Here is a 14,716-nt window from a genome sequence, read left to right on the forward strand (position 1 = left end):
GTCAACGAGCGCATCGCCGCAGCCAGAGTCCCGATCGCCACATAAGCTCACAAGACCCCGGCCGACGACTTACCCTGCACAAAAACTCAGGACAACCCTCCAAGTTTCACAAACAAAGGTGCCCTAGCGCAGTGCGTCGGCGACGGGGCCGAGGGCGAGGGCAGGCAGGAAGGTGAGGCCGACCAGGACGAGGGCGCTGAAGACGGTCAGGCCGGCGAACATCGGGCCGGTGGTGCGCACGGAGCCTGCGGTCACCGCGACCGGGCGCTGGCGGGCGAGGGCTCCGGCGAGCGCGAGGACGAAGATCATCGGCAGGAAGCGGCCGAAGAGCATCACCAGCGCGAGGGCCACGTTGTACCAGGTGGTGTTGCCGTTCAGGCCGGCGAACGCGGAGCCGTTGCTGTTGGCCGAGGAGGTGAAGGCGTAGAGCACCTCGGAGAAGCCGTGCGGTCCGACGTTGTTCATCGAGGCGCGCTCGCCGGGGCGCGACATCGCGAGCGCGGTGCCGGCGAGCAGGACGAACGGGCTGGAGAGGTAGTAGAGGGCGACGTACTTCATCTCCTGCGGGGTAACGCGCTTGGCCGTGAACTCCGGGGTGCGCCCGACCATCAGGCCGCCGAGGAAGACCGCGACCAGCGCGACCATGAGCAGGCCGTACAGGCCGCTGCCCACCCCGCCCGGGGAGATCTCGCCGAGCATCATCGCGGCCATGAGCAGGCCGCCGCCGAACGCGGTGAAGCTGTCGTAGCTCGCCGCGCCCGCGCCGTCCGCGGACGAGGTCGCCGAGATGCCGAACAGCGAGGACCCGCTGACTCCGAACCGGGTCTCCTTGCCGTTCATCGCGGCGCCGGCGGCCGTGGTGGCGATGCCGGAGCCGTGGATCTCGGAGTACATCGTGAGCGCGGTGAACAGCAGGAACAGGGTTCCAGCGACGGCCAGCAGGGTGTAGCCGGCGCGCACGGATCCGACCATGCGACCGTAGGTGCGCAGTATCGCGGTGGGCACCAGCAGCATGAGCAGGATCTCGAGGGCACTGGTGGCGCCGTTCGGGTTCTCGAACGGGTGGGCGCTGCTGGCGTTGAAGAACCCGCCGCCGTCGCCCGAAATCAGCTTGATCGGCTCCCATACGGCGACCGGGCCACCGGGGATCGAGGCGGTGGTCCCGTTGGCGAGGGTGGTGGTGTGCCAGGCGTTCCAGTTGTCGATGACTCCACCCGCGATAAGCAGCACGCCCGCGACGACGCTGAGCGGCAGCAGCACTCGGATACATGCGCGGGTGAAGTCGACCCAGAAGTTGCCCAGCTCGCTCGTCTCGCGCCGGACCAGGCCGCGCACCAGCGCGAGGGAGACGGCCAGCCCAACGGCGGCAGAGGCGAACGCCTCGATGCCCAGGCCGGCGATGACGGCGACGTAGCCGGTCGTGGTCTCGCCGGCGTAGTTCTGCCAGCTGGTGTTGGTGACGAAGGAGACCGCGGTGTCCCAGGCCAGCGTGGGGCTCAGGCCGCGGTTGCCCTGGCTGTAGGGCAGCAGGGCCTGGAGCCGCAGGATCAGGTAGAGCACCAGGACCCCGACGGCGGACAGGGCGAAAACCGAGCGCAGGTACTGGGCCCAGTTCTGCTCGCTGTCGGCGTCGACCCCGACGAACCGGTAGATCCACCGTTCAATGCGCCAATGCGGCTTGGCCGCGCCCGGCTCCGCTGACCGCTGCCGATCGGTGTGGGACGGGGTGACCGCCAGGTGACGGAAGATGTAGTCGCCGAGCGGGATGTGCAGTAGGACGAGGGCGCCGATCACGGCGATGGCCTGGCAGACGCCTGCCTCGGTGTCGGTGAAGGTCACCGCGCGCCTCCACCGCACATAGCCAGAGCGGGGAGGACCTCGCGGCGACGGGCCGTACCAGTCGGACTTCTCAGAGGACCGTAGGCCGGACTGCTCATACGACCGCGCCGCCCGGTATCCGGCGGTTCCTCGAAGACGGCACACTCATGCACGGGTATCCACTCCCTGGTTCGCAGAACCCTCCGACGGGCGGACTGGCAGAGTGAAACTAGACCCGGGCGACGCCGTCGAAGCCGATGCAGACGACATCCTCACGCCCGAGGCCGAATGCTGACGGGATCTCGGCGGCGACCGGCGTTGAATCGGTGCATAGATTCCCTCGAACGCCTTTACGCTCGCGCCGCCGCTGACGCACCGTACCGCCGTGAACAGGGTCCACCGGGACATTCAGGAGCATGCCCGCGGCGCAGCCCGCGCGCGCATCGGCCGCCGGATCGTCGGCGACACACTGCGGCAGTTGAGGCTGTGGACCGCCGTACTCGCCGCGCTCGCGGTGGCGCTCGGCGGCGTCTTCGCGCTCGCGCTCGGGCGCGACTCGGCCGGATTCTCCGGCCTTCAGGCGCGCACCGCCGAGGTCTCGGCGACCGGCGATTTGTACTACGAGCTCAACGACATGGACGCGCAGGCGGCCAACGCGCTGCTGGTCGGGTTCCATCCGGCCGATCCGTCGATGGTGCCCGCCGCGGTCAACGCCGCGGCGTCCACCTCCGCATACGGGAGCGACCGTTCGAAGGCCGACGCCGATCTGGCGCTGATCGCCCGCAATCCGCAGCTGACCGGGCAGGCCGAGCACTTGATCGACGACCTCGGCGGCTACGAGGCTCTGATCGCCCAGGCTCTCTACGTGGATCAGAACACCGCCGACGAACAGCCGGCCGCTCCCCCGGCCGCGGCCCTGGACGCATATACCCGGGCGTCGTCCATGCTGCACACCGCGCTGCTGCCCTTGTCACTCGGCATCACCGACGCGGACAGCGCCACGGTGGACGGCTCCTACGCCGGCGAGCACTCGGCGGCCGTCGGCTTCGGCTACGCCGTTCTCGCCCTCGCACTGGTCTCCGCGCTCGCGCTGTACCTGGGCAACCGGTACCACGCCCGCAGGTTCCGGCGTCGTATCAGTGCGCTGGCGGGTGCGCTCGTCGTCTCGCTCGTGCTCGGCGGACTCGGCCTGACCGTGCAGCTGGGCGCGGCCGCCCACCTGCACGAGGCGAAGCAGGAAGCGTACGACTCCATCAATGCCCTCACCCGTGCGCGGGCGGTGTCCGACGACGCCAACGCGGACGAGAGCCGCTGGCTGCTCGAGGGTCGTTCGGCCGCGTTGCAGGCCTCTTTCTTCCAGAAGATCGGCACGGTGGCCGGGGTGTCGGGCGTCTCCGCCGAGGACGCGGGCGCCGATCCGCACGCCTATTACTCCGGCCTTTCCGGGGCTGTCGGTGAGTTGCGCCTCGACGCGGCGGCCGACTCCGTCTCCCACGTGACGATCGACGGCTATCTCGGGACCGAGCTGAACAACATCACGTTTCCGGGCGAGGCCACGGCCGCCTACAGCGCGGCGCGGGCGTTCGACTCCTATGTCCAGGACGACGCCACCATCCGCGCGGACGCGGCGAGCGGCAATGCGGCCGGCGCGGTGGCGTTCGACATCGGCGTCCAGCCCGGAGCGTCGAACTACGCGTTCAATCAGTACATGACTGAACTCGGGACGGTGATCCAGATCAACCAGGCCGCGTTCACGGCGGGAATCGCGGCCGGCGAGAGCGGCATCGGTGTGCCCACGTGGGTCTTATTGATCGTCGGAGAGCTGCTCATGCTGCTGCTGATCACCGAGGCGGCCCGGGTGCGGCTGCGTGAGTACCACTGAGCCCGGCACTGCCCGCCCCTCTGCTCTCGCGGCCGGCGCTCTCTCACGGCCGTTGAGTTTCCGTAGAGGCCCGGCGCGGCGCTTGCCCGGGCGGCGCGCCGGTAGTGTGCTTGACCTGGGTTCCTACGGTGAGCCGGGAAGACTGGTCGGCGCGTGAGTGCTCCGCACTGAGCACGGCACACGGAGGTGTCGAGCATGCGTTTCGCTCTGCCGATCGCGTTCGTCGTCTGCCTGGTCGCGCTGATCGCGATCTCCCCGCACCTCGAGCCGCGGCGGCTGCGCGCCCGGACGCGGGCGATCGCCGAGACCCTGCGCGCCGAACGCGGCTTCCGCGACGGGTCGAAGGCATCCTGGGCGCAGGCGCGCGCCACCGGGTGGCCGCCGTTCCACTACGGCAAGCACCCGGAGCTCGACGATCTGCTGCTCGGCACCCTCTACGGCCTGCCGGTGCGCATCGCCGGCTACGAGGTCGTGCACACCGGCGCCCGGCACCGCTACGGCCTGGCACTGGTCGTGCTGCCGCGCCCTGTCCCGTGGCTGGAAGTACGCGGGCAGCGGCCGTTCAGCGCCGCGCGCGTGCCCGAGCACATTCCCGACGGGCAGGTGACCCTCGGGGTGGCGACGTTCGATGCGGTCTGGAGCGTCTACGCCGAGAGCCCGGACGTGCTGCGCGAGGCCGCCGGCTCGACCGCGCTGACCCAGAGCATGCTGGGTGCGCCGACGCGATTCTCCTGGCGGATGAGCGAGACCGAACTGCTGCTGTGGAAGCGCGACGGCTGGTCGGATGCGCCGGAGCTGCTCGCCAGCATCGGCTGTGTGGCGAACCTGCTCGGGCTCGCCGACACCGATGTTCCCGCTCTCATCTGACACATGCGAGCCGCGGCGGCCGCGGCTGCCGGGGCGTCGCGGCAGCCATGGACAACGCCCGACTTGATTGATAAACCGGTATTATGTTCGCTTTTGTGGGCAAGCGCCGCGATCGCATCGCGGTGATCTGCGCGCTGGTGATTCCGCCGGCCGTGTGCGCGGTGCTGATCCCGACCCGCACCAGCCTGCCGAACACCGACGCCGCGCTGGTGTTGGTGGCGTTCACGGTCGCGGTGGCAGCATTCGGCAACCGTTTCGCGGGATACCTCGCCGCGCTCGGTACGGCACTGTGGTTCGACTTCTTCCTCACCATCCCGTACTACCGGCTGGACATCACCCACCGCACCGATATCCAGACCACGGTCCTGATCCTGCTCGTGGGCGTGGCCGTAACCGAACTCGCGGTCGCCGCGCGCCGACGCGGCCGGGTCGTCGCGGTCGACGAGTCGCTGCTCGCGGTCGTGCAGTCCACCGCCGGGCTGGTCGCGCGTGGCGAACGGGCCGACGCAGTGACCGCCCAGGCCTGCGTCCAGCTGCGGGCCGTGCTCGGCGCCCGCGATTGCGTGTTCGACCCCGCGCCCGCGCGCGTACGCGGCCTGCGACTCGAGCCCGACGGCTCGCTGCGCTGGGGCGCGGCGCACTGGGACCTGGCCGAGAACGGCTTCCCCGACGAGAAGTACGACATCTGCGCCCGGCACGAGGGCGAGGTCTACGGCGCCTTCACCCTCACTCCGGTCCCGCACACCGCGCCGAGCGTGCACGCCCGCCGCACCGCGGTCGTGCTCGCGGACCTGGCCGGGGCGGCCGTCGCGACCGAGCGCACGCCCCGGCACATCTGAGGGCTCACCTCGTGACGCTCACGGCGGCCGCGCCCCAGGCGCCGCGCCCTCAGGGAGCGAACCGGTAGCCCATGCCAGGCTCGGTCAGCAACTGGCGCGGGTGCGAAGGCACGGGCTCCAGCTTCTGACGCAGCTTGGCCATGTAGAAGCGCAGGTAGTTCGTCTCCGATTCGTAGGACGGGCCCCACACCTGCTGGAGCAGCTGCTTGCCGGACACGAGGCGGCCGGGGTTGCGCACCAGGACCTCGAGCACCGCCCACTCGGTCTTGGTCAGGTGCACCGATTCGGGCGCCTCGGCCGGGGCGTCCGGACGCTTGGCTACCGTCTTGGCCGCCAAATCCACGCTGAAGTGGCCGATCAGGACGGTCGGTTCGCGCGCGCTGACGGCGGCGTCCGCCTCCGCGCGCCGTTGCAGGGCCCTGAGCCGGGCCATGAGCTCGTCCATGGAGAAGGGCTTGGTGACGTAGTCGTCCGCGCCGGCGTCCAGGGCGTCGACCTTGTCCGCGGCGTCGGCGCGGCCGGACAGCACGAGGATGGGGACCTTCGTCCAGCCGCGCAGGCCGGCGATGACGTCGGTGCCGTCCATGTCCGGTAGGCCGAGGTCGAGCACCACCAGGTCGGGCAGGTGCCGGGCGGCGACTTCGAGGGCCGAGGCGCCGTCGGCGGCGACCACGACCTCGTACCTGCGGGCCGACAGGTTGATTCTCAGGGCCCGCATCAGCTGCGGCTCGTCGTCGACCACCAACACCCGGATCATCCGATGACCTCCTGCGTCTGTGCCGCGCCGGGCGGAACAGGCTGCTGATCCCGGCCCCGGCATTGCTCGTCGTCGTACTGCCCGTCGTGCTCGTCGTGCTCGTCTTCGCGCAGGGGCATCGAGCCCGCGGGCGCGGCCGGGATGGACAGCACCATGGTCACGCCGCCGCCCGGTGTCTCCTCGGGCAGCAGGGTGGCGCCCATCACCTCGGCCAACCCTCGCGATAGGGCGAGCCCGAGGCCGACGCCGGTGGTGTTGTCCCGGTCGCCGAAGCGCTGGAACGGACGGAAGAGCAGATCCCAGTCCTCCTCCGGGATGCCGGGCCCGCGGTCGATCACCCGCACCTCGACGCGGTCACCGAGGGCTGAGACGGTGACCGTGACCGGCGAGTCGGTGTGCTTGGTGGCGTTGCCGACCAGGTTCGCGATGACGCGCTCGAGCAGCGGCGCGTCCACCAGGCCGCTGGGCAGGTCGAGATCCGGCGGCTCGAGACGCACGCGCCCCGCGGCCTCGGGAACGTCGTCGATGGCGCGCGGGACGATGTCCTCGATCGCGGCGGGCTCCAGCCGCGGCTTGAGCGCGCCCGCCTGCAGCCTGGACATGTCCAGCAGGTTCTCCACCAGGCGGGGTGAGCTTGTCAAGCGACTCCTCGGCCGCCTCGAGCAGCTCCACCCGGTCCAGCGCCGGAAGCTCAAGGTCGGGGTCGCGCAGCGTGCTGATCGAGGCCTTCGCGGCGGCCAGTGGAGTGCGCAGGTCGTGTGAGACGGCGGCGAGCAGCGCGGTACGCATCTTGTCGGCGGCCGCCAGCGTCTGCGCCGTGGCCGCCTCGCGGGCCAGGCGGCGGCGCTCCATCGCGGCGGTGGCCTGTGCGGCGAACGCGGCGAGTACGCGCTGGTCGGCGGCCGGTAGAGTACGCCCGCGCAGCGCGAGCACCGCGCCCGGACCGGCGTCGATCACGGTGTCCGCGCCGCCGGGGCTCAGGGCCGGGTCGGTCCCGGTAGCCGCGACCAACGTCCAGTGCGAGGGGTCGTCGTTCTCGTCCGGCAGCCGCGGCCCGTCCGGATCCGCCCGCTGCAGCAGACCCACCGAAGCCATGGAGAAGGTCTCGCGGAACCGTTCGAGCAGAGCGGCGATCGCCTCGTCCCCGCGCAGGACCGCGACCGCGAACGCGTTGAGCGTCTCCGCCTCGGCCGAGGCGTGCGCGGCGCTGCGGGTCTGTTTGATCGCCAGGTTCACCACCGAGGCCACGGTCAGCCCGACGATGACGAACACGACCAGCGCGATCGCGTTGTTCGCCTCCCCGATCGTGATCGAGTGAATGGGCGGAATGAAGAAGTAGTTGAGCAGCAGCGAGCTCCACAGCGCCGCCACAAAGGCCGAGAACATCCCGCCGAGCCGGGCCACGGCCACCGTCAACGACAGGAACAGCAGCACGTCGCTGGTCAGATTCAGGCCGAGCGGGCCGCTGGTGGAGGTCAGCAGCAGCGTGAGGATCGGCGGGCTGACCAGGCCCGCGGCGACCCCGCGCCAGCCGCCGGCAGTTCCCCAGGCGGCCTGGCGCAGCGGATTGGGCGGCAGCCAGCGGCGCCGGCGCGGCACCGACTCCCGGTGCGTGACCATGTGCACGTCGATGTCGCCGGACAGCATGATCGTGCTCTCGCCCACGCCGCGGCCGGTCAGGAACCGGTTGACCCGGCTGCGCCGCGAGGTGCCGAGCACCAGCTGGGTGGCGTTCTTCGCCTGCGCGAACTCCATCAGGGACCTGGTGACGTCGTCGCCGACGATGGAGTGGTACGACCCGCCGAGGGACTCGACCAGGTGGCGCTGCGCGGCGAGGGCGGTCGCACTGGCGTCCCCGGACAAGCCGTCGGAACGGGCGATGTGCACGGCCAGCAGCTCACCACCCGCGGCCCGCGCCGCGATCCGCGCGGCCCGGCGGATGAGCGCCTCCCCCGACTCGTCACCCGGCAGCGCGATCACCACGCGTTCCCGGGCCTCCCACACCCGGTCGATGCCGTGCTCCTCGCGGTACCGCTGGAGTACCTCGTCCACCCGGTCGGCGACCCACAGCAGCGCCAGCTCCCGCAGCGCCGTGAGGTTGCCAACCCGAAAGTAGTTGCCCAGCGCCGCATCGATCTTCTCGGCCGCGTACACGTTGCCGTGCGCCAGGCGCCGACGCAGCGACTCCGGCGACATGTCGACCAGCTCGATCTGGTCGGCCGCACGCACCACCTCGTCCGGCACCGTCTCGCGCTGCGGCACCCCGGTGATGCGCTGGACCACGTCGTTGAGCGACTCGAGGTGCTGGATGTTGACGGTGCTGATCACCTCGATACCCGCATCCAGCAACTCCTGGATGTCCTGCCAGCGCTTCTCATGCCGACCGCCGGGCACGTTCGTGTGCGGCAGCTCGTCGACCAGCGCTATCTGCGGCCGGCGCGCGAGCACCGCGTCCAGGTCCATCTCCGGAAAATCAATACTGCGATACTCCCGGGACGTGCGCGGGATCAGCTCAAGGCCTTCGGCCATCTTCGCGGTCGCCTCGCGCCCGTGCGTCTCCACATACGCGACCACCACATCCGCACCACGCTCGGCCCGCCGATGGCCCTCCTCGAGCATCTTGAACGTCTTGCCCACCCCGGGCGCCGCCCCGAGATAGACCCGCAACTTCCCGCGCTGACTCACGACCTGTGTACCCCATCCATCGGGACACGCCCTCCCCGCCCGCGCACAGGCGGCCGAGGAGGGCGATGTCAGGGTGACTGAATTGATCGGTTACGTGGTGGTTCTTGGCTCGATTACGAGGTGGCACCGGTTTGGAATGTCGTGGTGCTGGAGTCGCTGCTCGGATACTTCTGGTCGAGGGCGATGTTCAGCGTCGTGGTGTTGACGGCGGGTTCGCCGAGGATGCCGATGTCGCGGCCGGTGGTGTTCTGGTTGATCAGGGCCATGACCTGGTTGACCGTGATGCCGCGGGTGGTGGCGATGCGGGCGGCTTGCTGGTCGGCGTTCTGGGGGGTGATGTAGGGCTCTTCGTCCGAGCCGGACTCGGTCACCGCGTCGGTGGCGACCTGGGCCGCGGTGACGGTGGTGCCGCCGGCCGAGTCGAACGCCGCCATGTTGGTGCGCATGAGCCCGATCAGCTTCGTCAGCGTCGGGTCGTTGGGCCCGAGGTTGTTGCTGCCCGACGCCGTGTAGGTGCAGCCGTCGGCGAGTTGGATGGTGTACCCGCCGACGGTTGCGTCGATGGCGAAGGTGGGGCGGGACTGGAAGTACTTGTTGATCGGGTCGGCGTAGCCGCTGGTGCCGTCCTTCTTGTCCAGCGCGGTCTCGGCCGCGGAGGGGCTCACGAAGGTCTGGCACAGCAGCTTGGAGCCGATGGCCTGGCCTTTGCTGTTGGTGATGAGGGAGCCGTCGGCCTGGTTTTTGAACGCGACCTGTCCGATCCCGGTCATCACGAGGGGGTAGGCGATGCCGAGGATGACGGTGAAGATGAGCATGGCGCGTAGTGCGGCGAGGTGTCGCAGAACGGGTCCGGGGAGCCTGGACATCGGGGTCACCTTCCCATTCCGGGGAGCAGGTGGATGACGAGGTCGAGTGCCTTGATGCCCGCGAAGGGGATGATCAGGCCGCCGACGCCGTAGATCCAGAGGTTGCGGCGCAACAGCGCGGAGGCGGATGCGGGGGTGTACCGGACTCCGCGCAGCGCGAGCGGGATGAGGGCGACGATGATCAGGGCGTTGAACACGACCGCGGACGTGATGGCCGACGCCGGGCTGTAGAGGTGCAGGATGTTGAGCTTCGACAGGCCCGGGAAGACCCCGGCGAACATCGCGGGGAGCATCGCGAAGTATTTGGCGACGTCGTTCGCGATCGAGAAGGTGGTCAGCGCCCTGCGGGTGATCAGGAGTTGCTTGCCGATCTCGACGATCTCGATCAGCTTGGTGGGGTTGGAGTCGAGGTCGACCATGTTCCCGGCCTCCTTCGCGGCGGAGGTGCCGGTGTTCATCGCGACCCCGACGTCCGCCTGGGCCAGGGCGGGGGCGTCGTTGGTGCCGTCTCCGGTCATCGCGACGAGCTTGCCGCCCTCCTGCTCTTTTTTGATCAGGGCGAGCTTGTCCTCGGGGGTGGCTTCGGCCAGGAAGTCATCGACTCCGGCCTCGTCGGCGATGGCCTTCGCGGTCAGCGGGTTGTCCCCGGTGATCATGACGGTCTTGATGCCCATCTTGCGGAGCTCGGCGAACCGCTCCTTTATCCCGTCCTTGACGACGTCCTTGAGATGGATCACCCCGAGGACCTGCGCGCCGGAGCCCTTGACCTGCGCCACGACCAGGGGGGTGCCGCCGGCGGCGGAGATCGCGTCGACGATCTGGCCGACCGCCGGGTCCACGTGCCCGCCGTTGTCGCGCACCCAGTCGCGCACCGCGTTGGCGGCGCCCTTGCGGACCTGGGTGCCGTCGGGCAGGTCGACCCCGGACATGCGGGTCTGGGCGGTGAACTCGATGAACGCCGCGTCGTGCACCTCACGCCCGCGCAGCCCGTAGCGCTCCTTGGCCAGCACCACGATCGAGCGGCCCTCAGGCGTCTCATCCACGAGGGAGCTGAGCTGTGCGGCGTCGGCGAGGTCGTCGATGGTGACCCCGTCGGCCGGCACGAACTCCGAGGCCTGGCGGTTGCCGAGGGTGATGGTGCCGGTCTTGTCCAGCAGCAGCGTGTTCACATCGCCCGCGGCTTCCACGGCGCGTCCGGACATCGCCAGGACGTTGCGCTGTACGAGGCGGTCCATGCCCGCGATCCCGATCGCCGAGAGCAGAGCACCGATCGTCGTCGGGATCAGCGCGACGGTGAGCGCGACGAGGATGACCAGGGACTGCGGGGCGCCGGCGAAGAACGCGAACGGCTGCAGGGTAACCACGGCCAGGATGAACACGATCGTGAGCGAGGCGAGCAGCACGTTGAGCGCGAGCTCGTTCGGGGTCTTCTGCCGCGCCGCGCCCTCGACCAGCGCGATCATCCGGTCGATGAACGTCTCACCCGGCTTCGTCGTGATCTTCACGACGATCTCGTCCGAGAGCACCTTCGTCCCGCCGGTCACCGCGGAACGGTCACCACCCGACTCGCGGATCACGGGAGCTGACTCACCGGTGATCGCGGACTCGTCCACCGACGCCACGCCCTCGACCACGTCCCCGTCACCGGGGATCACCTGGCCCGCGGTGACCACGACGTAGTCCCCGAGCTTGAGCTCGTTCGCCGAGACCACGGCCTCGACCCCGCGGTCCCCGGCCCGGCCCTTGGTCCCGGCCTCGAACGAGGCGATACGCCGGGCGGTGGTCTCGGTCTTGGTCTTGCGCAGCGTCGCGGCCTGGGCCTTGCCCCGGCCCTCGGCCACCGCCTCGGCCAGGTTCGCGAACAGCACCGTCAACCACAGCCACACGGTGATCGTCCACGCGAAGATCGACGGATGCTCGAGCGCGGAGAACGTGGTCAGCACCGAGCCGACCTCCACCACGAACATCACCGGGTTCTTCAACTGCACCCGCGGATCAAACTTCTTGAGCGCATCCGGCAGCGACGTGTAGAGCATCTTCGGGTCCAGCAGACCACCGCCCATGCGGCCGGTCTCCTTGCCCACGTCCGAAGGAGTAATGGCAGACATTTACTTCAATCCCTCCGCCAGCGGGCCCAGAGCCAGAGCCGGGAAGTAGGTGAGACCGACCACGATGAAGATCACGCCGGTCAGCAGGCCCGCGAACAGCGGGGTGTGCGTCTGGAGCGTGCCCGCCGACGCCGGGGTGTGACGCTGTTTCGCCAGCGACCCGGCGAGTGCCAGCACGAAGATCATCGGGAGGAAGCGGCCCAAGACCATCGCGATCCCGCCCGTGGTGTTCCAAAAGTCCGTGTTCCCGGACAGACCCGCGAACGCCGAACCGTTGTTGTTCGCCATCGAGGTGAACGCGTAGAGCACCTCGGAGAACCCGTGCGGCCCCACGTTGTTCATCGACCGGCGCGCCGAGCCCGTCGCCATCGCGATCCCCGTGAACACCAGCGCCACCGACGGGGTCGCCAGAATGTACAGCGCCGCGTACTTCATCTCCGACGGACGGATCTTCTTACCCAGATACTCCGGGGTGCGCCCGACCATCAGACCCGCCACGAACACCGTCACGATCGCCAGGATCAACATCCCGTACAGGCCCGAACCGGTACCGCCCGGCGCGATCTCACCGAGCATCATGTCGAATATCGCCGTACCGCCACCGAGCGCGGAATACGAATCGTGCATCGAGTTCACGGCACCGGTGGAGGTCAACGTCGTCGACGTCGCGAACAGCGCACTGCCCGGCACACCGAAGCGCACCTCCTTGCCGTTCATCGACGAGCCGGCCACCGCCAGCGCACTGCCCCAGTGCCGCTCCTCCATCCACGTCATCGTCGCGGCCGAACCCGCCCAGATCACCGCCATCACCGACAGGATCACGTAGCCCTGCTTATGCGAGCCCACCATCCGCCCGAACGTGCGCGGCAGCGAGAACCCGATACACAGCAGCAGATAGATCTCCAGCCAGTTCGTGAACCCGTTCGGGCTCTCGAACGGATGCGCCGAGTTCGCGTTGAAGATCCCGCCACCGTTCGTGCCGAGCATCTTGATGGCCTCTTGCGACCCGGTCGCCCCCGTATACAGGCTGCCCGAACCGCCGGTGACCGTGTTCACGCTCGTCAGGTGGCTCGAGAGCTCCTGCGGCAGACCCGCCGCGATCAAGATGATGCCGAACACGACCGAGAACGGCAGCAGCAGCCGCAGGTTGATCCGGGTCAGATCCACCCAGAAGTTGCCCACCCGGTCCGTACGCGTCCGCACGAACCCCCGGATCAGCGTCGCCACCACACAGATGCCCACGGCCGCCGAGACGAAGTTCTGCACCGCAAGGCCCAGGAACTGCGCGGTGTAGCCGAGCGTCGACTCACCGACGTAGTTCTGCCAGTTCGTGTTCGTCACGAACGAGGACGCGGTGTTGTACGCGAGATCCGCCTGCATCGCCGGCATGCCCAGCGAGAGCATCAGGTGATCCTGCACCCGCAGGATCACATACAGCAGCAAGATCCCGACGACGGAGATAGCGAGCACCGAGCGGATGTAGACCGGCCAGGTCTGATCCGCCTCCGGGTCAACCCCCATCAGCTTGTAGAGGCCCCTCTCCACCCTCCAGTGCTTCGCGGAGGTCAGGATATGGGCCATGTAATCACCCAGCGGACGGTAGGTCACCGCCAGCGCGAACACGAGCAGACCGGCCTGCAACCAGCCGGAAGTGGCAACGGACACCGTCAGAACCTCTCCGGCTTCACCAGCGCGAGAATCAGATACACACTCAACGCGATCGCGGCGATCAGACCGATGATGTTGTCAGCGCTCAAGACGCTCGACCCCCTTCACGATCAACGCGAGGACGGCGAAGGTCACAATCGTGAGCGCAACGTAAATCACGTCGCCCATCTCAGGACTCCTCTTGACTCGACGGTGGGTTGGTTGGCGCCGGCTGGCTCGCTCAGGAGCGGCGCGCTGCCCGGTTCATCAGGTATGGAACTGCAAGCCCGCTCCCTTGCACCGTTCACATACGCCGCTCTAACGGCCGTTGTGGCTTTCTCCACACCTGCCTGTCAGTGCGCGACCCTTCCGTTATCTGCGCGACGCGCCACAGACATACGCCCGGTTTGTCCCAGTATGGCGAGGCGCGTTGAAAGAGCGTTGAGAGCGCGCCGGGACGCGTTGAGTTCGTGTCAGCAAGCCCGCGTACCGGGGGCCGGGGTGCTGTTCTGAGGGGATGGAGTCGGAGGCTGTCGCACGTGTGATCGTCGGAGTCGACGGCTCCCCCGGGAGCCTCGAAACGCTGCGCTACGCGCTCGCGCTGGCCCGCCGGGCCGAGGCCTCGCTCGTCCCCGTCCTCGCCTGGCAGCCCGGCGGACGGCTCGCCGCGCGCCGTGCACCCTCACCCTCGTACACCCTGCTCCTGCGGGAGTTCGCCGAGACCGAACTGCGGCGCGCCTTCGAACAGGGCCTCGGCGCCCTGCCGCAAGATGTCCAGGTCGAGCCCTGGGCGATCATGGGCGCCCCGGGCCCCGCGCTGGTGGCGGCCGCGAACGGGAGCAACGACCTGCTCATCGTCGGCGCGGGCCGACCCGGCAGGATCCGGCGCACGATGCGCTCCTCGACTGCGCGGTACTGCCTCGACCACGCCACCTGCCCGGTATTCGCGGTCCCACCGCCGCCCCTGCAGGCCCACCTGCCCGCCACCCGGCTGCGCTGGCGGCTCGAGATCGACAACCTGCTCGCGGAGTTGGAGTACGCCGACCCCGGTACCCCGGAAGCGCGCGGGCCTGTCAGAGATCTGTAGCGGGCGTAGAGACCGCGTGAGTTCGGCGTGGAGTCCGCGTGGAGTTCGTTGCCCCGGGCGATCCACGTCGGATTGACTGAGCGTCATGAACGCCACCGTCGTGCCCACGCCGCCGCACAGCGGTCTTCGGCACGACGATCAGCCCCCGCCGCATCCCGGC

General features: G+C 69.2%; 10 protein-coding genes and 1 pseudogene. 4 read left to right on the forward strand and 7 right to left on the reverse strand.

Annotated features, from left to right (window positions below):
• Window positions 1-123: 123 nt before the first annotated feature.
• Window positions 124-1,839 carry a potassium-transporting ATPase subunit KdpA gene (kdpA, locus tag KDL01_RS31105; protein WP_212532234.1) on the reverse strand — a complete coding sequence of 572 codons (1,716 nt, stop codon included), beginning with the start codon at window positions 1,837-1,839 and terminating at the stop codon, window positions 124-126.
• Window positions 1,840-2,203: 364 nt separating this feature from the next.
• Here kdpA (KDL01_RS31105) and KDL01_RS31110 point away from each other — a divergent pair, with 364 nt between their 5' ends.
• The 3 genes from KDL01_RS31110 to KDL01_RS31120 all read left to right on the forward strand — a co-directional run bounded on the left by KDL01_RS31110 (window position 2,204) and on the right by KDL01_RS31120 (window position 5,406).
• Window positions 2,204-3,700, forward strand: a complete 1,497-nt coding sequence (locus tag KDL01_RS31110; RefSeq protein ID WP_212532235.1) for a GlnX family signal transduction membrane protein — start codon at window positions 2,204-2,206, stop codon at window positions 3,698-3,700.
• A gap of 195 nt (window positions 3,701-3,895) precedes the next feature.
• Window positions 3,896-4,567 carry a hypothetical protein gene (locus KDL01_RS31115; RefSeq protein WP_212532236.1) on the forward strand — a complete coding sequence of 224 codons (672 nt, stop codon included), beginning with the start codon at window positions 3,896-3,898 and terminating at the stop codon, window positions 4,565-4,567.
• A gap of 95 nt (window positions 4,568-4,662) precedes the next feature.
• Window positions 4,663-5,406, forward strand: a complete 744-nt coding sequence (locus KDL01_RS31120) for a DUF4118 domain-containing protein (RefSeq protein WP_212532237.1) — start codon at window positions 4,663-4,665, stop codon at window positions 5,404-5,406.
• Window positions 5,407-5,455: 49 nt separating this feature from the next.
• Here the strand turns inward: KDL01_RS31120 and KDL01_RS31125 are convergent, their stop codons facing one another.
• The 6 genes and pseudogenes from KDL01_RS31125 to kdpF all read right to left on the reverse strand — a co-directional run bounded on the left by KDL01_RS31125 (window position 5,456) and on the right by kdpF (window position 13,579).
• The gene (locus KDL01_RS31125) at window positions 5,456-6,163 is read right to left on the reverse strand and encodes a response regulator (protein ID WP_212532238.1); all 708 of its coding nucleotides are present in this window, start codon (window positions 6,161-6,163) and stop codon (window positions 5,456-5,458) included.
• Window positions 6,160-8,782, reverse strand: a pseudogene (locus KDL01_RS31130) (ATP-binding protein). The gene KDL01_RS31125 and the pseudogene KDL01_RS31130 overlap by 4 nt, the downstream one beginning before the upstream one ends.
• A gap of 179 nt (window positions 8,783-8,961) precedes the next feature.
• Window positions 8,962-9,714, reverse strand: coding sequence for a potassium-transporting ATPase subunit C (locus KDL01_RS31135; RefSeq protein ID WP_212532239.1), 753 nt, complete (start codon window positions 9,712-9,714; stop codon window positions 8,962-8,964).
• A 5-nt stretch (window positions 9,715-9,719) separates the two neighbouring features.
• Window positions 9,720-11,822 carry a potassium-transporting ATPase subunit KdpB gene (gene kdpB, locus KDL01_RS31140; protein ID WP_212532240.1) on the reverse strand — a complete coding sequence of 701 codons (2,103 nt, stop codon included), beginning with the start codon at window positions 11,820-11,822 and terminating at the stop codon, window positions 9,720-9,722.
• Window positions 11,823-13,487: a potassium-transporting ATPase subunit KdpA gene (kdpA, locus tag KDL01_RS31145; RefSeq protein WP_212532241.1), complete on the reverse strand. Its 1,665-nt coding sequence runs from the start codon at window positions 13,485-13,487 to the stop codon at window positions 11,823-11,825. It lies immediately after the preceding gene.
• Window positions 13,488-13,489: 2 nt separating this feature from the next.
• The gene (kdpF, locus tag KDL01_RS31150; protein ID WP_212527521.1) at window positions 13,490-13,579 is read right to left on the reverse strand and encodes a K(+)-transporting ATPase subunit F; all 90 of its coding nucleotides are present in this window, start codon (window positions 13,577-13,579) and stop codon (window positions 13,490-13,492) included.
• Between the two features lie 431 nt (window positions 13,580-14,010).
• On the opposite strand from kdpF, the gene KDL01_RS31155 reads away from it, so the two are divergent.
• Window positions 14,011-14,556, forward strand: coding sequence for a universal stress protein (locus tag KDL01_RS31155; protein ID WP_212532242.1), 546 nt, complete (start codon window positions 14,011-14,013; stop codon window positions 14,554-14,556).
• The last annotated feature ends 160 nt before the right edge of the window (window positions 14,557-14,716 follow it).

The organism is Actinospica durhamensis (assembly GCF_018139695.1).
GTDB classification, from domain to species: Bacteria; Actinomycetota; Actinomycetes; order Streptomycetales; family Catenulisporaceae; genus Actinospica; species Actinospica durhamensis.

Excerpts from the sequence above, each read along its gene's own strand:
- kdpB (WP_212532240.1), bottom strand. The coding sequence starts at position 11,822 with ATGTCTGCCATTACTCCTTCGGACGTGGGCAAGGAGACCGGCCGCATG.
- KDL01_RS31115 (WP_212532236.1), top strand. The coding sequence starts at position 3,896 with ATGCGTTTCGCTCTGCCGATCGCGTTCGTCGTCTGCCTGGTCGCGCTG.
- KDL01_RS31125 (WP_212532238.1), bottom strand. The coding sequence starts at position 6,163 with ATGATCCGGGTGTTGGTGGTCGACGACGAGCCGCAGCTGATGCGGGCC.
- KDL01_RS31135 (WP_212532239.1), bottom strand. The coding sequence starts at position 9,714 with ATGTCCAGGCTCCCCGGACCCGTTCTGCGACACCTCGCCGCACTACGC.